The organism is Arcobacter denitrificans (SeqCode) (assembly GCF_048571185.1).
Classification (GTDB): domain Bacteria; phylum Campylobacterota; class Campylobacteria; order Campylobacterales; family Arcobacteraceae; genus Arcobacter; species Arcobacter denitrificans.
The window spans coordinates 2285994-2304096 of sequence record NZ_CP182350.1 but is presented as its reverse complement, the minus strand read 5'-3'; the positions used below and the strand labels follow the sequence as shown (position 1 = coordinate 2304096).

Genomic DNA, 18103 nt, shown 5'->3' with positions numbered 1-18103 from the left:
TAAGTTGTAATATAATACAAATTATTTAAAGTTAGCTTTTTTTATAATGCTTAAATAATATTTTATAGTATGTTGTGAAGAAAAGAGATATTCTCTTCACATAAGGAGTTTAAATGCCTACGTTAGAAGAAAACATAGAAAACTATTTATTAGATTTTCAAAAAAATGTCCCTAAAGAGACACAAGATGTATTAATTAATGCAATTGAAGAATTAAAAGAATCAAAAAAACTATCAAAAGCACTAAAAGTTGGAGATAAAATTCCAGAATTTTCACTCTCAAATCATGATAGAAAAATAGTACACATAAAAGATATAGTTGAAAAAAACAAATATACAGTTCTGAACTTTTTTGATGGTTCGTGGTCTCCTTATAGTAATTTGCAATTAATAGCATTACAAAAAGTTGCTTCTCAACTAAAAATCTTAAATGCAGCCCTAATTACACTATCTCCCCAAACACAAGATAAGTCCCTGTATTTACATGAAAAGCATGTATTGGATTTTGATATTTTGTATGATAAAAATAACACCATAGCAAAAGAGTTTGGCATAGCTTATACCTTAAGTGATGAAGTAATAGCTACATATGAAAAGCTTAAAGTAGATATATTAGAAGCAAATAGAAATGGTACCTTTGAGATACCCTCTCCTGCAACATATATCGTAAATAAAAGTTATGAAATAATCTATGCCTTTGTTGATGAAAACTATAGAAAAAGATGTGAACCCAAAACAATCATTGATGTTATAAAAAAAGATATGATAAATAACCATTAAATACTCTCTTAGACAAATATACATTTACAAATGTATATTTGTCCTATCCTTATAAAGCTTTTACAAATAAAACTACTTGACAATAAGTGTTAGTTTTGTTAATATTTCACTACAGACCAACTGGTTGGTTTCAAACAAAGGATAAAAAATCTCAAGACTAATAGATGAAATACAAAAATATCAAGAAAGCTTTAGAAAAAAAGTTCCAAAAGATATTCAAGAGCTTATGTTAGGTGCTACAAAAAAGCTTGAAAATGAGCAAATAAGTAAAAATGCCCTAAGATTATCAGATAAAGCAAAGGATTTCACACTTAAAAATGCTATGAATAAGGATATCTCACTTGATACCTTATTACTAGAAAATGATTTTGTTGTAATCAGTTTTTATAGAGGAGCATGGTGTCCTTATTGTAATTTAGAGTTAAAAGCCTTAGAAAAAATAAACGATAAACTAATAAATTTAAATACAAAACTTATAGCAATATCACCCCAAACTCCAGATACAAGTTTAAGTACAAAAGAGAAAAATGAACTTACATTTGAAGTATTAAGTGATGTAAACTCTAAAGTTATTAAAGAGTATGGTTTAGTATTTAATTTAGCAGATGAATTAAGACCAATATATGAAAGTTTTGGAATCAATATCCCACAATCAAATGGGAATGAAACATATGAATTACCAATGCCAGCAACATTTGTAGTAAATAAAAACAAAGAGATAATATTTAGATTTATAGATGAAGACTATACTAAGAGATGTGAACCTAAAACAATATTAGATACAATAAGAAAAAATTCTTAAGAGAGTAATATGCAAGATATTCGGACAAGACTTATTGAAGCCACATTTCAAGAGGTCTTTTCAAATGGTTTTAAAGGTGCTTCACAAGCGAATATTTTAAAAAAAGCTGACACTAAAAAAGGCTCTATGTACCACTATTTTCCATCTAAAAAAGATATGGTAATATGTATGATTGAAGAAAAAATAGGAAAAAGAATAGAGAAAAAGTGGGAAGACCTACTATCTTGTGAAGATAATATTATAGATAATTTTATCTTTATTTTAATTGACCCAAACTCATGGGACTTAAAAGATGGTTGTCCTTTAGGTAATTTGCTACAGGAGAGTCTTGATTATGATGAAGACTTTGCAAAAACACTAAATACTATATTAGAAAACTGGAAAAAGCAGTTTTCTAATATCTTAAATAAAGCCATTGAAAACAAAGAGCTTAATCCAGATATAGAAATAGAAAAAGTAGCAACATTTTTAATAGCTTCTATTGAAGGTGCACTTCTCATAGCCAAAAAAAGCGAAGATATAAAAGACTTTGAAAATACTATAAACCAACTTGTCTTTTATATAAACTCACTTAGAAAATAAATATTATAAGGTTTTAAATGAATAAATATAAATTTGTATCATGGAATGTAAATGGTATCCGAGCAGTTGATAAAAAAGAGGCACTTAAATGGGTAGATGAAGATGATATCCATCTTTTAGGTGTACAAGAAACAAAGTCAATGAAAGAACAAATCCCAGAATCTATCTTCCAAAAAGAGTTCAAAAATATGACAGCTAGTCAATCAGCAATAAAGGGACGTTCAGGAACTGCACTTTTTACAGATATAGATATAACTTTTGAGTGTACTTGCCCAAGTGTTGATGTATTAGATGAGGGAAGAATCAATGAAGTTCACTTTACTTTAGGAGATAAAGATATAGCATTTTTCAATGTATATTTTCCAAATGGTCAAAGCAAAGAAGAGAGACTTGTATATAAAATGGAGTTTTATGATAGGTTTTTAAATCATTGTGAGTCTTTAAAAAAAGAAGGTAAATCAATAATAATATGTGGAGATGTAAACACAGCCCACAGACCAATAGACCTAGCACGCCCAAAAGCCAATGAAAAAACATCTGGTTTCTTACCTATGGAGAGAGAATGGATAGATAAGTTCTTATCTCATGGATATATAGATACTCTAAGACATGTTATAGGTGATGAGCCAGATAACTACAGCTGGTGGTCTTACAGAGCAAATGCAAGAGCCAATAACGTTGGCTGGAGAATTGATTATTTTTATGTAAGTGAGGACTTAAAAGAACATATTTCAAATGCTTATATTATGAGTGATATTATGGGAAGTGACCATTGTCCTGTTGCTTTGGAGATGGAGATATAGGTTTTTTCTGAATTGTATTGATTAACGACTAACTTCAGTGACGCTATGCGTTCACTGCTAGGTTTTGTTATGTTTCCTTCCACGATTTAATCTACGACTTGATAGTTTTTTCCAAATTTGATCAGCTAATTTTATTTCACTATCTGAAAAACCAAAGTTTTCTTTTAGTATTTTTTGATTTGTAATTTTTAATATTTCAGATATATCTTTTTTATTTCTAATCATTTTATCAATAAAAGGAAGTAGTTCAGCATTACTTTCATTATAAGGTAAAAGAATTTCTTCAACTTCATTTGGCATAAGTTCTAAAACTCCTCCACCATGACTTCTTCCACAAATTTCTGAAAATGCTAAAGAGATAGAATTATAATAACTTGCAGTGAGTGCTTTTATATTAATATTTTCTTTTATGGTAACTCTATGCATTGTATCCGTTGTATATGCATTAGCTTCATTAATTATAAATTTAGGGTATAGATTATTTCTTCTAATAAATAAAGCATCCGAAATTCTTAATGATGGTACTATTTGCCATTCATTCCTAATTCTACATTTATATCCTTTATGGATATGTTCGCTTTCTCCAAATTTAATATATTCCAGTGCACCTTTTTCATTTTTTAATTTAGAATTTTCTGGAAAAACTAATAGATGTGTTCTAGCCTCTAGTTCTCTATTTTTTTCCCAATCTTCTTTTGTAAAAATAGCACTAGGTACTTGCACACTTCTACCAACTAACGGTTTTGCATATTTTTCTAAATTATATTTTTTTACAGTGGATAAAGGAACTGTAAAAAATGGATTTGAACCTGTTGTTATACCAACTTCTACTTTTGCATAATTATCTAGTTTCGGGATAATTCTATCTTCTTGAAGTTTTTCTAAAAAATCTATCTCTTCTTGGTCTAAGAAATAGAATGTCCATTTATTAGATTTAAAATCTATTTTCTTTTTAGGACTTTTTAGTTTAGATACATCAAGTTTCTTTAGTTCCTCTGCATCTTTTAACTCTAAATGTTCTATCAAATGTGTATCTGAATTATTTTTTTCGCAAAGTAGTAAAACAACTTCTTGCTGAATTTTTGGAAAGACTAATTTTTCAAAAGATACTATATTTACTTTATTGTAATAGTGTGCCAAAAACTCTCTTAAGGGTTTCGCATATCCAACTTGAAGTATTTCTGCAGGAAGAACAAAGCCTATTTTTCCAGTTTCTTTTAAAAGTAATGAAGAACCTATTACAAACGAAACCCAAGCATTTGTTAATTTTGAGTATTTTATATCTGCTTTATTAAATATATCAGAAGCATATTCTTGTTGCTCTTTATCAAAATATTGATATCTTATATAAGGAGGATTACCTATAACTAAATCAAATCTTTTATTTGTATTAATGCAATATTTATGAAAATCTGTATTTATAATAGTCGATTTATCTAATTTAATACTTTTAGACTTATTGGCTTCAATCTCATCAAATTCTATTGCAATTACTGAATTATACTTATAAGCACCTTTTTGAATCTCTTCTAAAAATACTCCATCACCACAGCTTGGTTCAAGAATATCTAATTTTTTATTCCCGTTAAATGCCCATTTTAAAATAAATGACGCTATAGGGGAAGGAGTATAAAAGCCACCTCTTAACTTTTCTTCTGATGCATCATTAATCAATCGCATAAATATCCGATACATTTGGTATTAAGTTATCTTTGTCTTTTAAGTCATATAACTCTTTTAATAAATTTTCTAGTTCTTGTTTTTTAGTTCTAAATTGTCTTTGTAGTGGTGTTTGTTTTCTTTTATTACCATTATTTTTATCTATTCTAGTTTGCAAATTATTTAAATCTTTTTGAGTATTTGATATATTATCATGTAGTTTTTTTGACGTAGCATTTGAAAAGTCTATTTTAATTATTGGTAGTTTATTTAATACTTTTGTACCTCTTGCAACAAAACTACCTCTAAAGATTTCACCATACCAATAAGCAAACCATTCTAAATATTTTGAAGATAATAGTGCTTGAATATAGTATATTGAATAATTAGAATCATTTGGAATCTTTATCATTGCATAACCTGCTGTACCTCCTGATGATACAAAAGTACTATTATAATCAATAGAGTATTTATAGCCATTTGATAATACACCAACTATGATTTTGGATTCGCAGATTGCAGATGTCAAATGTTGGCTTCTGCCAAATTTATACCAATCAAAGTCATTTGCTTCTGGTGAAATATCTCTACTGACAAGTTTGTCTTTATAGTGAGTAAAATATCTATACAGTCCATTATAGTTTGCTTGTAAATCATTTAATGATACCTGCTTTAGATTACCTTTAGAGTCAAATTTATATGGATATATGACAAAAGAGTTTGGCTGAACATCTCTAAATGTATTAAATTTGGTATCATTTTTTGTTGTTTGATAATATGGTTGTGTAAGTTCTTTTTCAATTTTCCAAATTTTTTTATCTTTTTCTATGTAGTAATAAGTTGAGTCTTCTTTTTTTAACTTTGAATATAGATGAATGTATAAAGAATTTGAACTAGTTTGAATACCATTGATAATATTTTTTTCTAATACTAAATCTTTTAATAAAATACTATTACTTATAATCTTATCGTATACATTTTTTAAGTGTGGTGGAATCAGTACCCAATTATCATCTTTAATTACTTCATTTGAAACTATAGTAGAGGTAATGTTCTTTTGTACTTTCCATTCATTTAGTTTATCAACACTTACATAATTAAACTTTTCATTCTTTTTTTTACTTAAAATTAAAATATTTGTGTATGTTGTTTTATTATTAAAAACTTGATTTGAACCAAAAGAGATTAATGAATCTAATAGGTTATCATCACTTATTAATTTTCGTAATTTTTTTCCAGATGTAACCTTGAGAAATTTACTTGGAACAATATAACCAAAGTATCCATTTCCTTTTAAAAGGTTTATCCCTTGTTCTATAAAAAGAAAATATTTATCATACTGCTTATATGCAGATTGATAAATTTCTTCAAAAATTGGTTTTTCTAATGGTGTAAACTCTTTAATGTCCTCTGTTGACATATAAGGAGGATTTCCTACAATTACATCGAATTTAGTATCAACAAAATCAAATGGGTTTATTGCATCAATATTTGCATCATCAGCTTCATTTGAACTAATTAAGCTATTTCCAAAGTGTATGTTTTCATCTAAGCTTGGTAAAGCGGGTATTGTTATAGAAAAGTTGTCTTCATTTTCCAAAAGTTTAAGAAGTAATCCAAATTTTGCAGCTTCAACTGCATTGAAATCTTTATCTACTCCAAAAATACAGTTTTTTAATATTTGTTTTTTTATATCAAAAGGTAACTTATATGTATTTATAGATATTTGTATTAGTTTATCTACATCATTTTTTATATAATAGTCAACTAAAATATCATGTAGTAACTGATAAACTTCCAATAGAAATGCACCAGAACCACATGCAATATCAGCAAAAGTAGAATTTAATATTTCCTCATCTGATTTATCTTCACAGTGTTTAACAACAGTTTTGCGAAGGATATCTTGAATAATAAATGTTGGAGTAGTTACAATATCTCTATCTATATGTTCTGCTTTTTTTATTAGTAATACTTCATTGTCAATAATATTTAACTGCTCTGCTAAAAATATTTCATAAATACTTCCCAGTATATCAGAAGCAAATACAGAAAAAGAATAAGTACTTTCAGGAAAATAAAGCTGTTTTATTATTGCCCAAAAAGATGAGCTATTATTAGAAATGATTTCATCTACAAAATCAAGATTAAATAAACCTGCATTATATTTTTTATCTGACTCTTTGAATTTATTTATTAATGAATTAAAATCATTTTTATCTGCATAGTTTAAAAGAGTTTTATAAGTCTCTAAATCTCTATCTTCACAAACTCTTAAAAAAACTATACTATTAATGTAGGATTGAACAATATCATTCAGCTCTTCAATAGTTAAATTTCGTTTATGTGAATAAATTTCTTTACCTAATAATATTCTCCAGTCATTAATCTGTTTTAAAAATAGTTTATCGACGCTGAATCGTTCTAATTGTGCTTCAATATCTTTCCATATTTCATCAAATCCACCATTGTAAACAATTTCGTAACTTAATTGTTGTTTTATCTCTTCAAATTTTTCTTCATATTCAGAGTAATGATATAGTTTAATTCTTGAGTTATTAGCCAAATCAGTGGCTTCAACTTTTTGTGAACAATCATAAATTGCTAAATATTCAAAGTTTGATAAAACTGAAATCTTTAGTTTTGCAGTAAATCCATATCTTCTAACTTGCTTAGCTGATTTTTCATCAGATTCAATCTTCACACTAGGTTTTTTAGCTTCTAGAAAAAATTTTCTTTCAGAAAAAAGTCTAAATGTATAATCAGGTTTTTTTGTAGTAGAATAAGTGTCTTCTTTTAGTCCCTCTTCCAATAAAACTTCTCGTTCATTAGTAGGTTTACCTTTAATATTTCGAATATCCCATCCAAGTAATTCAAAAAAAGGATCTAAAAAGTCTGTCCTTAACTGGGTTTCATTGTATTTGGATGTTTGATAATAATCTTTATTTTCATCATATTTTTTGATTAAGTCGTTAATATTCATTAAAAGTAAATCCCATATTTATAATTTAGTGATTTTATCTAAACATATCAATCAAATTGATTAAATATCATAAGAAAGATTCTATCAAGAAAATCTATATACACAGTAAAATATGTCATTTTGCAATATTTTTACAAAGGCAGTCCGTATTTTATATGAAACATAACGTTTAAAATGAGCTAATAAATTGCCCGCAGGGTAATTTATTAGCTCCACTGATTTGTTATGTTCAATTTAATGCTTGACGAGAGAAAATTCATTTTTTTCGTCTTCAATCTTTGCATATACTTTTTCTGTAGCAATATCTTCCATCAATGCTTTTTCTAATTTTAATAAAATTGTTTCAAAAAACTTATAATTTACAATAAGCACACGCTCTGTACTTTGACCGAAGCTACGTCTTATAGTATCTACATCTGGAGCATGTCGCTTTTCCCATTCTTCTCCAACAAGCACTTCATCCAATGCAGCCAGTCTACTTTCAAGTTCTGGACTATTACTAATAAACTCTTCTGCTAAAAAGTCAGCAAAACTCTGTAGTTGTGGACCTGCTCGTTCATTTAGTATTATTGCTTCCTTAAGTTCTGAAACTTCATCTAATTCCGATGCATCTAAGAAGTTTTCAAGTTGCAAATTAGGCTTTATTATCCGTATATCAGCTGTTGTTACTAGTATTGGGCATAAAAAATCAATGTAACGCCCACTTGAAAATGAATGATTTATTGTACTCTCATACAAATTTTTTAGAAGAACTGGCATGCCATAGCGTAATTGAAATACACCATGCCTTGTTCCATCAGTATTTCCACCGCCATTGTTCATTAACTCAACACCGCTAACGCAATATCCAAGGCTTTCTTCAAATTTCCATAATGAGTTACCATGAAGTCTAACTGGAACGAGATCTTCGGTAGAATGAATTAAGCCAATAGGCACAAAATCCTTAGTGGGATATGGAGAAAAAATCCATGTTGTACCAGGTTGACGATATTTGCATTCCACAAGTGTATCTAGAACAAAAAGGCGTTCATTTGAATCAAGACATTTATGAGCTCGAATATCTATGGAAAATTCTTTTAAGTCTTCATTTTCATTTGGTCGATTGTATGGATATTCACCGAAAATAGTATGTCCCATTTTATTTAATGTATTGGCTGTTACATATTCAAGTGGCAACCCTGTTTTTAAAAAACCAGTTTTCCATTTTGTATTTGACAATCTTTTTCTCCCTTCACCTGTGCTGGTTTACTCAAAACATAACTACTTATTAACAATACATTTTATATAAAATAGCCTTAAATAAGTGATATTTATAACATAAATAATGTTGGTTTATTGTATGAAAGAAAAGCCTGAATAAAGGCTTTTCTTTTAATTATTGATTAAAACTTGTCTTTATTGATATATTTTCAAAGCATATTTCTGAAATTTTATGTATGGTTTACCCCTGTATTTACCTAACAAAACAACATAATGTACAACTATTTGTTAAAAATCGTGATAAAACTACATTTTGTTGTTTTTAATTCTCTCTTGAAGAGGTAAACCTCTCCGCCTCTCTTACTTTGTATGGACAAAGTAAGCAAAACCACCAACGGCTGCGAAGCCCTTTGGGTTCCTTCGCTTATTGTTTTATCTTTTCTGTCTTGCAAAACTCACATAAAAATATGCTCTATAGCATATTTGTTCTGTTCAAACAGTTGCAAGCCTTTTCCGAAAAGCTAAAACAAACGCTCAGCTTCTGTAGATGTTGGAGATAAAAGGTGGGATAAGGACATTGCATTTTTGATTTAATTAGACTTGTAACTTCTACTTTGTAAATTCACAAATGATAGTTTGAACCATAGGAATTTCTTTCTGCCTTTGATGAAGCTAAAATTTTAGGCTTTTTTTTCGGGGAACAGTGAGGACTGTTTGAGTAAATAATGACCTAAATGATGATGATTTAGGAGTTCCGCAACGCAGAAAAAAAAGACTGAAATTTTAGGAAGCTTTGCCTTCATCAACTCGGCAGTCTTTTTTGCTTACTTTTTCGAGACCAAAAAGTAAGAGAAGCGGAGAGGTTTACCTCTTCAAGAGAACACAAAATTATTTCACAAACCCAATCTTATTTATCCCCTCCTTCGCCTCATCTTGAATATCTTGCATATTTGAAATCACTTGTACAACCTTACTTAAAAATTCTCTTGTCTCTTTATCATTAGTTTCTAAATTCTCTAATCTTTTTATAATATCAAAATATGGCACAGCTTGATTTTTCAATCTCACAAATATTCTCATAATAGATAAACTAACATCTGTAGCAACTTTACTTTTTAATACGGTAGCTTTCAGCCTACGATGATACCTTTGGTATATCATCTACAGTTTCAACTCTAATAAAGTGAAGCAGTTCACTTTATCTTAACGAGTTTCACATATATACCCCATGTTCAGTAAATACAAATGGATTTGAACTTGAATGTTTCAATTTTTCTAACCGGTCACATTTTGCGACTAGTTCATTTTTTTCTTCATCCATTAGTTGAAACATAAAATCATTTGGAAACTTTTTTATATTTCTTTTTACTTGCTCATTTAATCTCTTTGTTTCAACTTGGTATAACTCAGCCAAATCTCTATCTATGATAACTTGAATACCTCTGATGATAAATATTTTATCATCAACTATTATATTTGAAAGCTCTTTTTCCACAACTATACCCCTATGATTTATGAAAGTATTTTAATATATTATTCTTCTAAGATATAAAAATATTACAATTTGATATTTTATTGTTCATTTTTCAAAATTTTATTGACATTATTAATATAAAGTAGTACTATTCTCTATATTTTATAAAGGAGTCATAAAATGGCAAAGAAAAAAGAAGAAGAGAAAAAATTAAAAGCTAAAAAAGCTGCAAAGAAAAAAACACTTAAAAAAGAGAAAAAGAAAGTTATCAAAAAGAAAAAACTTGATAAAAAGAAAAAAGCTAAAAAATGTTCTAAAAAGAAATGTTCAGATAAGAAAAAAGACGCAAAAAAGAAGTCTAAGAAAAAATCTAAAAAATAACTAGATTTAAAAGCTCATAAAACGTTGGACTGACCTCGAATCAAGTCCATATTTAATTTCTTACAGAAGTAGAAGTGAAGGTAAACAAGAAGATACAATACCTTTGCTTCTATCAAAGTAAGAGATGAATTAATTTAATAAAAAGATAATCCTCAAAAAATTGCTAATCTACTATAAAATACAAATACCCTATATTTTTACATTTTTTTTATATAATATATACTTTCGAAAGGTTTATTTGTGGATAGTCTTAAAAATGTAAAGATATTATATATTGACGATGAAGAATTTATTAGAGAAGATGCGGTTGAGTATCTTAGTTTTTATTGTAATAATGTATATGAGGCAAGTGATGGTTTAGATGGATTAGAAAAATATAAAGAGTTAAAGCCTGATATAATTATTACAGATATAAAGATGCCAAGGCTAAATGGCATTGAAATGATAAAAGAGATACGAAAAAATGATAAAAGCACAAAAATTATTATAGCAACTGCTTTTTTGGAAACTTCCTACTTAATTGAAGCTATTGAACTTGGACTTATAAAATATCTTGTAAAACCAATAATGGAAGATACACTATTACCCGTACTTGAAAAATGTACCGAAGATGTTGTTCAAGAATTCTCTATATTTAATATTTATGATGGATATAAGTTTGATATCTTAAATCAAACACTATTTTTAAAAAAAGAACAAATTGCACTTACAAAAAAAGAATTACTTTTTTTAGAACTATTAATAAGAAACTCTAAACGGGCAGTAAAATATGATGAATTTAGTAACTATGTGTGGGATGGATATATGAGTGAAGACGCTTTGCGCTCTATAGTAAGAGAGCTTAGAAAAAAGATGTCAAAAAAAAGTATAAAAAACATATCTGGTATTGGATACCAAATTAATTTGATAGGCTAAAAAATGTATAGATATTTACTTGTTTTATTAATGTTTTTTTCAACTCTTTATGCAAATGATCCTATACAACCATTGCCAAAGACAATAGCGTATGATAAAGAAAAGGCCTTACTTGGTAAAAAATTATATTTTGATCCGATTTTATCAAAAGACAATACAGTTTCATGTGCAAGTTGTCATAATCTTGAATTAGGAGGAGTGGATAACCTTCAATTTTCTTTTGGAATAAAAGGACAAAAAGGAATTGTAAATACACCTACAGTACTAAATTCAATATTCAACTTTAGACAGATGTGGGATGGAAGGGTAAAAACATTAACTCATCAAGTAAAGTTCCCTATCACCAATCCAAAAGAGATGGGAAATAGTTTTAAAAACCTTATTAAAACTTTAAATAAAAATAGTTATTATAATAAAACATTTAATGCACTTTATCAAAATGGAATTACAAAAGAAAATATTGGTGATGCTCTTGAGGAGTTTCAAAAAACGCTTATAACACCTAGTGCTTTTGATGATTATCTTAGAGGTGATAAAAATGCAATCACTGAAAATCAAAAAAAAGGATATGAACTTTTTAATAAAAAAGGGTGTGTTTCTTGTCATAATGGGATAAATATAGGAGGTGGGCTTTATGCACAGTTTGGATTAACTGATGAGAGTATTGCTAATAACTTAATAAATCATAGTACAAAAGATGGCTATAACCCAGACTTTGGACTTTATAATATAACAAAAAATGATTTTGATAAATTCTACTTTAAAGTACCAACACTAAGAAATGTAGCATTAACTTATCCATATTTACATAATGGTCAAATAAAGACTTTAAATGAAGCTATAAGTTCAATTGCAAAAGCTCAATTAGGACTAAACCTAACAGATGAGGAAACTTTTTTAATTGAAGAGTTTTTGAAATCTTTAAGTGGCAAAGTAAACATTATAAAATGAAACAATATTTAATAAAAAACAATATTTATATTGTTTTGATAACTTTGCTTGTACTTTTTTTTCTAATGATTTATACTATTGTTATTCATAAAAAAAATACGCAAATATTTTTTGATCATAATGACCAAATAAATACAATTATGGCCCTAAACAATAAACTTAATAGTTATATTTTAGGAAATAGTGCTGTTAATAATTTTGATATTTTAAATAGAGATATAAACAGAAGTTTAGACTCTATTGAAAAATTAAAAAATGATGCTCTTTTAGCTAATTTTCAAACCTTATATATAAAGGCATTAGATAATTTATATATTTTATTTAACAAAAAGATTGTGTGGTTAGAGAGATTTAAGGCTAGAAGAGCAACAAACAATCAGACAATATTATTGATTTTAGATAGGTCACATCATGAACTCTTAAACTTTGATCTTGAGACAAAAAATAAACTTCATAATATAAGAATAGATATATTAGAAAAAATTGAACAAAATAGGTCTTATGATATCGATATTATTAAACATTATGATTTAGAACTAAACAATACTTTTATAATAAATTTTTTAAAAAAAGTAAAAACAATTCAAAAAAGTATAAACTTTCAATTAAAATATCAAGATATTGCTATAAACAAAGATATCGATAATCTTCTAAATTATACTAAACAATTACTTCTTAAACAAAGAGAAACAGCACAAAATAGTGTATATATAACTTTGAATATACTTTATGTACTAGTGACTATATTCTTAATACTATTTACACTTTTTTATAGGAAACTAAAACAGTCTCAAAAACAATTACAAAACCTGACATATCAAAGTAAACTAGCATCTATGGGGGAAATGATAGGAAACATTGCTCATCAATGGAGACAACCTTTAACACATATTTCATATATATTAATGAATATAAAAACTGCATATGAAAAAGATAAATTAACAACAGAGTATTTTGAAAAGAAAAGTAAACTTGCAAATGCCCAAATAAAATATCTATCAGATACTATTGATGATTTCAGAGATTTTTTCAAAAACACAAATCAAAAAGAGCTTTTTAATTTAAGTACTTCTATAAAAGAGGTAACAAATCTTTTAAAAGATAGTTTTAAAGCTTATAATATAAGTATAGAGTATGATTTAGATGATAATATTTCTATAAAAGCCTACAGAGGTGAATTCTTACAAGTACTTTTTAATATTTTCAATAACGCAAAAGATGAGTTTATAAAAAGAGAAATATCAAATGCAAAACTAACAATAAAAACTTATACAAAAAAAGATAGCATAAAAGTTGAAATAAAAGATAATGCAGGTGGTATAAAAAATGAGTTACTAGAAAAAATATTTGAACCCTATTTTACTACAAAAGATAAAGGCTTGGGAATTGGGCTTTATATGTCAAAAATTATTGTTGAAAAGAGTGATGCTAGATTAGAAGTTCAAAATATTAAAGGTGGTGCTTCATTTATTATTACATTTAAATAGTAATCTTTTAGTTTTATAAAAAATTTAGTTTCACATAATTTCCACATTTTTTTTCCTTATACTTCTTTATGAATACATTTTAAGGAGAGAAAAATGATGAAAAGAGATGAAATCCTGCTAGCAGGTAAAAAAACTTTGGCTTTAACAACAATTTTATTTGCAGGAGTAAGTGCTTTTGCAATGTCAGATATGGATTTAGTAAAAAAAGTTACTAAGGCAGGAATTAAACCTATTCCCTCAAGCAAAATGCAGATACTTAAATTAGTTGATGATCCAAAAAATCCAATTACTGATAAAAAAGTTGAGTTAGGTAAAAAATTATACTTTGAACCAAGACTTTCAAAAAGTGGATTAATATCATGTAACACCTGTCATAATTTAGCAGCAGGAGGAGTTGATGGAGTTGCGGCAGCAATTGGTCACAAATGGACTGCAAACCCTCATCACTTAAATTCACCAACTGTTTATAACTCTGTATTAAACAAAGCACAATTTTGGGATGGAAGAAGTCCTCATTTAGAAGACCAAGCACAAGGTCCAATTCAAGCTGGTCCAGAAATGGCTGCTCCCGCAAAATTGGTAGTTGAAAGAGTAACTTCTATGCCTGGTTATGTAAATGAATTTAAAAATACTTATGGTTCTTCTGTAAAGATTGATTTTAAACTTATTGCAGATACAATTGCAGTATTTGAAAGAACTTTAGTAACCCCATCGAGTTTTGATGACTTTTTAAATGGTAATTTAGATGCATTAACAAGTGAACAAAAAGAGGGGCTAAACTTATTTATTGATAAAGGTTGTGCATCTTGTCATAATGATATTGGTTTAGGTGGAACTATGCAACCTTTCCAAGTAGCAAAAAAATACAAATTTGCTTCTTTAGGTGACTTTAAAGGAGATAAAAATGGCATGGTTAAAACTCCAACACTAAGAAATATTGAAGAGACTGCACCATATTTTCACAACGGTGGAATCTGGTCACTAACTGAAGCAGTAAAAGAGATGGGTTCTGTTCAATTAGGACTTAGTATTTCTGATAAAGATGCAGATAAAATCACAACTTTCTTAAAAACTTTGACAGGGGAAAAGCCTACTATAATTTACCCAACACTTCCAGTAAGTACAAGTAAAACTCCAAAACCAGAGTTTAACTAAGATATAAAAAAGATTCTAAAATCCTCGTAAAAACTTTGGGCGAAGCATAGAGTTATCTTCTATAGCTTCTCCTAAAATCTCTAATAACTGTTCCCTATCTTTTGGAAGTGTTCCTTTTAGTGGTAAAGCATTTGAAGCATGATTTGACCTGAAGATTATTGGCTTTTTTGGATTTAATAGACTTATAAATCTCTTTTGTTCCTCTAACATATCTTCATCACTACAGAAAATAAATTCTTGATTTTTATCTTCAAACCTTTTGAAAAAAGCATCCTCTTTTGTACTACTAACTCCTAGTTGTAAGGTAGATAGATAGTTTATGTGTTCACACTCATTTACTAGTTTTGTACTATCATTTATATGTTGTATAGATAGATTCTTTCCACCAAGTCCTAATATTACTGTTGCTGATATCTTCATATTGGCTTTTGTGGCTTTGTTTAGGCCCTCAACCATAGAACTTGGTTTCATAGGTTTATTTATATATTTTAATAACTCATGATTTCCACTCTCTATTCCATAATAAACTAGGCTTAATCCATATTCTCTTAATAAGTTTAGTTCCTCTTGAGTTTTTTCTAAAAGATTATATGGGCTTGCGTATGAGGCTACTCTTTGAAGTTTTGGAAAAGTTTTTTTTAGATACTTTAAAACCTCTAATAAAAATGATGTATCACAAGCTAAAGCATCACCATCAGCTAAAAAAACTCTTCTTGTATCTTGATAAATACTTAGACTATCTATCTCTTCAAATACCTTATTTATATCTTTGATTTTAAAATCTTTTGTTTCATACATAGAACAAAAGCTACATTTGTTGTAACTACAGCCTAAAGTGATTTGTAAAATTAAAGAGTTGGCTTCAGCTGGTGGTCTATATAAAGGCTCATGATACATATTCATCTTCTGGTATGCTTTTTAGTTTTTTTCGTTCAAACATATATCTTTGAGAAGTTTTTACTGATAAATATCTAACAAGCAATAAAAACAATATAACCCCTGAGATAATCAATACATTCCAGTTTAAGCTACTTGCAAAAAGAGCTTCGATTGAGTCTAGATTTTCATTATTTATTTTCACTACATTAACAATCAATTCCCTAAGTGCTAATATTATAAAAGCATCAACCAATATGCTTAATACAACTCTTTGTTCTCTTATATAGTTTATAACAGCTCTTGTAATTTCTAAAAATATTATGAAATATAGCATATAAATTATAAATTCAATTAGCATATCGGCAATTAGTGCAGTAAAAAATAAAGCAGCAGCAACCACAATCTCTATATAAAATTTATCTCTATAAAATCTACCTATAAATGTTTTCATAACATCTCCTTCATATATAGCATTATATGAATATTTTATTTTATTTTACTTAATTTTATAATTTCACTTATTTAAAGATATTTAGTAGTAGAATAAAGGCATGAAAAACAGACTATATTATATACATGACCCAATGTGTTCTTGGTGTTATGCTTTTAAAAAAGATTATGACAAATTAAAAAAGAAGTTGCCTTCCAATATCGAACTAATAAATATAGTAGGAGGATTGGCAAAAGATACACAAGAGCCTATGCCTAAAGATATGCAAGAAAAAATAGCCTCAATTTGGCACGAAATAGAAAAAATGACAGGTGCAAAGTTCAATCATGACTTTTGGAAAAATTGCAAACCTAGACGATCTACTTATTTAGCATGTAAAGCAGTTATAAGTGCCAAAGAACAAAACAGAGAAGATGAGATGATTGATGCAATTCAAGAAGCCTATTATCAAAAAGCACAAAATCCAAGTGATCAAGAGACTCTAATAGCATTAGCAAAGAGTATAAATCTAGATGTTGATATGTTTCAAAGGGATTTGAAAAGTGAAAAAATAGAAGAGTTATTTCAAAATGATTTACAAAAAAGAAGAGAATTAAAAGTTTTTAGTTTTCCATCACTTGTATTACAGTATAAAAAAGAGCTCTACCCTATCAACATAAAATATAATGACGTTGATAAGATACTAAAACAAATTGAAAACTTAAGTTCAAATGTTTATTTCTAGGTTTTAAGAAATATCTATTTGAACTTTTATTTTTGTAAGATTTTTTGGGATTACTTTTAATCCATATCTAGCTATAAAAAACATAGCTACTATCATAGCCCGAGCAGAGTTATCTCCACCTGCTTGTGCATTTTTTATCAAAGCTTCTTTGAAGTTTGTATACTTACCTAAAAGATGTATAACTCCACCAAAAGCTTCATCAATCCCACACGCTGGACCAAATTTTCTTATGGCATCAAAGGTTTCATCTTCTATTGAATATAAGCCTTCATTTACGTACTTTTGAATAGTTGTAGAAAACTCATCTTTTCTCTCTTTTATTGCTTCCATCATCTCAATATTATCTAAAACATCAACTAAAACTTTTGCAAAAAACTTAGCACCTTCTACTACAATTGAAGAGTTGTGTGTTGCTCTTACAAATTTTTCTACATTTTGAAAAAATTGATTTTTTGTTTTACTTATAAGTAATAGTGGAGCAATTCTACCAATAACAGAGATATCAGTAGATAATGAACCACAAGGAATATCTTTATTTGCATTTAGATTTTCTAAAGTAGTTTTTGTAGCACCATCAATATAACCATCATAGTTTTCCATTTTTTCTTTCCAAAAATGGATATATTGTTCTAGATTAAAATTATCATTTTCTATAATGTATTGATATAAAAAATATAATTGGTCTCCATAGTGAGTAAACTCACCAGCTTTTTTGCCCTTATGCCAAAGAGAACAGGCATTATTTAACTCTTCCCAATTAGTAGGTAAACTCTTCAGTTCTTTTTCGTCGTATATCCAATGAGACCCTAAACAATATGAATCAGCAATTAAAGAGCCTAAAACAAGCTCTTTTGCCTTTCTTTTATCAAACATCTTAG

The 18103-nt window shown here is 28.0% G+C and carries 18 protein-coding genes; 10 read left to right on the top strand and 8 right to left on the bottom strand.

The window, feature by feature from the left end; genetic code table 11:
- Window positions 1–113 precede the first annotated feature (113 nt).
- The 4 genes from ACNI28_RS11610 to ACNI28_RS11595 all read left to right on the top strand — a co-directional run bounded on the left by ACNI28_RS11610 (window position 114) and on the right by ACNI28_RS11595 (window position 2966).
- The gene (locus ACNI28_RS11610; protein WP_419764403.1) at window positions 114–779 is read left to right on the top strand and encodes a redoxin domain-containing protein; all 666 of its coding nucleotides are present in this window, start codon (window positions 114–116) and stop codon (window positions 777–779) included.
- 226 nt (window positions 780–1005) lie between these two features.
- A complete protein-coding gene (locus ACNI28_RS11605) occupies window positions 1006–1581 on the top strand; it encodes a peroxiredoxin-like family protein (RefSeq protein WP_419764402.1) in 576 nt (191 codons plus the stop codon).
- Between the two features lie 9 nt (window positions 1582–1590).
- Window positions 1591–2163, top strand: a complete 573-nt coding sequence (locus tag ACNI28_RS11600; RefSeq protein WP_419764401.1) for a TetR/AcrR family transcriptional regulator — start codon at window positions 1591–1593, stop codon at window positions 2161–2163.
- Window positions 2164–2180: 17 nt separating this feature from the next.
- Window positions 2181–2966 (top strand): exodeoxyribonuclease III, encoded by a 786-nt coding sequence (locus ACNI28_RS11595; protein ID WP_419764400.1) that lies wholly within the window; start codon window positions 2181–2183, stop codon window positions 2964–2966.
- Window positions 2967–3023: 57 nt separating this feature from the next.
- Here ACNI28_RS11595 and ACNI28_RS11590 read toward each other — a convergent pair whose 3' ends face one another.
- The 5 genes from ACNI28_RS11590 to ACNI28_RS11570 form a co-directional block, all read right to left on the bottom strand.
- Window positions 3024–4646 carry an Eco57I restriction-modification methylase domain-containing protein gene (locus ACNI28_RS11590; protein ID WP_419764399.1) on the bottom strand — a complete coding sequence of 541 codons (1623 nt, stop codon included), beginning with the start codon at window positions 4644–4646 and terminating at the stop codon, window positions 3024–3026.
- The gene (locus ACNI28_RS11585) at window positions 4633–7608 is read right to left on the bottom strand and encodes an Eco57I restriction-modification methylase domain-containing protein (RefSeq protein ID WP_419764398.1); all 2976 of its coding nucleotides are present in this window, start codon (window positions 7606–7608) and stop codon (window positions 4633–4635) included. Before ACNI28_RS11585 ends, ACNI28_RS11590 begins: the two co-directional genes overlap by 14 nt.
- Window positions 7609–7842: 234 nt before the next feature.
- Window positions 7843–8826 carry a hypothetical protein gene (locus ACNI28_RS11580; RefSeq protein WP_419764397.1) on the bottom strand — a complete coding sequence of 328 codons (984 nt, stop codon included), beginning with the start codon at window positions 8824–8826 and terminating at the stop codon, window positions 7843–7845.
- 870 nt (window positions 8827–9696) lie between these two features.
- A complete protein-coding gene (locus ACNI28_RS11575; RefSeq protein ID WP_419764396.1) occupies window positions 9697–9876 on the bottom strand; it encodes a hypothetical protein in 180 nt (59 codons plus the stop codon).
- A 145-nt stretch (window positions 9877–10021) separates the two neighbouring features.
- Window positions 10022–10303, bottom strand: coding sequence for an ORF6N domain-containing protein (locus tag ACNI28_RS11570; RefSeq protein WP_419764395.1), 282 nt, complete (start codon window positions 10301–10303; stop codon window positions 10022–10024).
- 159 nt (window positions 10304–10462) lie between these two features.
- Here ACNI28_RS11570 and ACNI28_RS11565 point away from each other — a divergent pair, with 159 nt between their 5' ends.
- From ACNI28_RS11565 to ACNI28_RS11545, 5 genes are all read left to right on the top strand, one after another.
- Window positions 10463–10663: a hypothetical protein gene (locus ACNI28_RS11565; RefSeq protein WP_419764394.1), complete on the top strand. Its 201-nt coding sequence runs from the start codon at window positions 10463–10465 to the stop codon at window positions 10661–10663.
- 240 nt (window positions 10664–10903) lie between these two features.
- Window positions 10904–11578 (top strand): response regulator, encoded by a 675-nt coding sequence (locus ACNI28_RS11560; RefSeq protein WP_419764393.1) that lies wholly within the window; start codon window positions 10904–10906, stop codon window positions 11576–11578.
- Window positions 11579–11581: 3 nt separating this feature from the next.
- Window positions 11582–12529, top strand: a complete 948-nt coding sequence (locus tag ACNI28_RS11555) for a cytochrome-c peroxidase (protein ID WP_419764392.1) — start codon at window positions 11582–11584, stop codon at window positions 12527–12529.
- Window positions 12526–14016 (top strand): ATP-binding protein, encoded by a 1491-nt coding sequence (locus ACNI28_RS11550; protein ID WP_419764391.1) that lies wholly within the window; start codon window positions 12526–12528, stop codon window positions 14014–14016. The genes ACNI28_RS11555 and ACNI28_RS11550 overlap by 4 nt, the downstream gene beginning before the upstream one ends.
- Before the next feature lie 96 nt (window positions 14017–14112).
- Window positions 14113–15171, top strand: coding sequence for a cytochrome-c peroxidase (locus tag ACNI28_RS11545; protein WP_419766475.1), 1059 nt, complete (start codon window positions 14113–14115; stop codon window positions 15169–15171).
- Window positions 15172–15186: 15 nt separating this feature from the next.
- Here ACNI28_RS11545 and ACNI28_RS11540 read toward each other — a convergent pair whose 3' ends face one another.
- The gene (locus tag ACNI28_RS11540; protein WP_419764390.1) at window positions 15187–16074 is read right to left on the bottom strand and encodes a radical SAM protein; all 888 of its coding nucleotides are present in this window, start codon (window positions 16072–16074) and stop codon (window positions 15187–15189) included.
- The gene (locus ACNI28_RS11535; RefSeq protein ID WP_419764389.1) at window positions 16058–16501 is read right to left on the bottom strand and encodes a hypothetical protein; all 444 of its coding nucleotides are present in this window, start codon (window positions 16499–16501) and stop codon (window positions 16058–16060) included. The genes ACNI28_RS11540 and ACNI28_RS11535 overlap by 17 nt, the downstream gene beginning before the upstream one ends.
- A 100-nt stretch (window positions 16502–16601) precedes the next feature.
- Between ACNI28_RS11535 and ACNI28_RS11530 the strand changes: the two genes are divergently transcribed.
- Window positions 16602–17225, top strand: a complete 624-nt coding sequence (locus tag ACNI28_RS11530) for a DsbA family protein (protein WP_419764388.1) — start codon at window positions 16602–16604, stop codon at window positions 17223–17225.
- 3 nt (window positions 17226–17228) lie between these two features.
- Here ACNI28_RS11530 and ACNI28_RS11525 read toward each other — a convergent pair whose 3' ends face one another.
- Window positions 17229–18098, bottom strand: coding sequence for an ADP-ribosylglycohydrolase family protein (locus ACNI28_RS11525; RefSeq protein WP_419764387.1), 870 nt, complete (start codon window positions 18096–18098; stop codon window positions 17229–17231).
- Window positions 18099–18103 lie beyond the last annotated feature (5 nt).

Bases quoted from the DNA above. Each gene is read 5' to 3' on its own strand.
- ACNI28_RS11610 (WP_419764403.1), top strand. From the start codon at position 114: ATGCCTACGTTAGAAGAAAACATAGAAAACTATTTATTAGATTTTCAA.
- ACNI28_RS11605 (WP_419764402.1), top strand. From the start codon at position 1,006: ATGTTAGGTGCTACAAAAAAGCTTGAAAATGAGCAAATAAGTAAAAAT.
- ACNI28_RS11600 (WP_419764401.1), top strand. From the start codon at position 1,591: ATGCAAGATATTCGGACAAGACTTATTGAAGCCACATTTCAAGAGGTC.
- ACNI28_RS11595 (WP_419764400.1), top strand. From the start codon at position 2,181: ATGAATAAATATAAATTTGTATCATGGAATGTAAATGGTATCCGAGCA.
- ACNI28_RS11590 (WP_419764399.1), bottom strand. From the start codon at position 4,646: ATGCGATTGATTAATGATGCATCAGAAGAAAAGTTAAGAGGTGGCTTT.
- ACNI28_RS11585 (WP_419764398.1), bottom strand. From the start codon at position 7,608: ATGAATATTAACGACTTAATCAAAAAATATGATGAAAATAAAGATTAT.
- ACNI28_RS11565 (WP_419764394.1), top strand. From the start codon at position 10,463: ATGGCAAAGAAAAAAGAAGAAGAGAAAAAATTAAAAGCTAAAAAAGCT.
- ACNI28_RS11555 (WP_419764392.1), top strand. From the start codon at position 11,582: ATGTATAGATATTTACTTGTTTTATTAATGTTTTTTTCAACTCTTTAT.
- ACNI28_RS11550 (WP_419764391.1), top strand. From the start codon at position 12,526: ATGAAACAATATTTAATAAAAAACAATATTTATATTGTTTTGATAACT.
- ACNI28_RS11545 (WP_419766475.1), top strand. From the start codon at position 14,113: ATGAAAAGAGATGAAATCCTGCTAGCAGGTAAAAAAACTTTGGCTTTA.
- ACNI28_RS11540 (WP_419764390.1), bottom strand. From the start codon at position 16,074: ATGAATATGTATCATGAGCCTTTATATAGACCACCAGCTGAAGCCAAC.
- ACNI28_RS11535 (WP_419764389.1), bottom strand. From the start codon at position 16,501: ATGAAAACATTTATAGGTAGATTTTATAGAGATAAATTTTATATAGAG.
- ACNI28_RS11530 (WP_419764388.1), top strand. From the start codon at position 16,602: ATGAAAAACAGACTATATTATATACATGACCCAATGTGTTCTTGGTGT.
- ACNI28_RS11525 (WP_419764387.1), bottom strand. From the start codon at position 18,098: ATGTTTGATAAAAGAAAGGCAAAAGAGCTTGTTTTAGGCTCTTTAATT.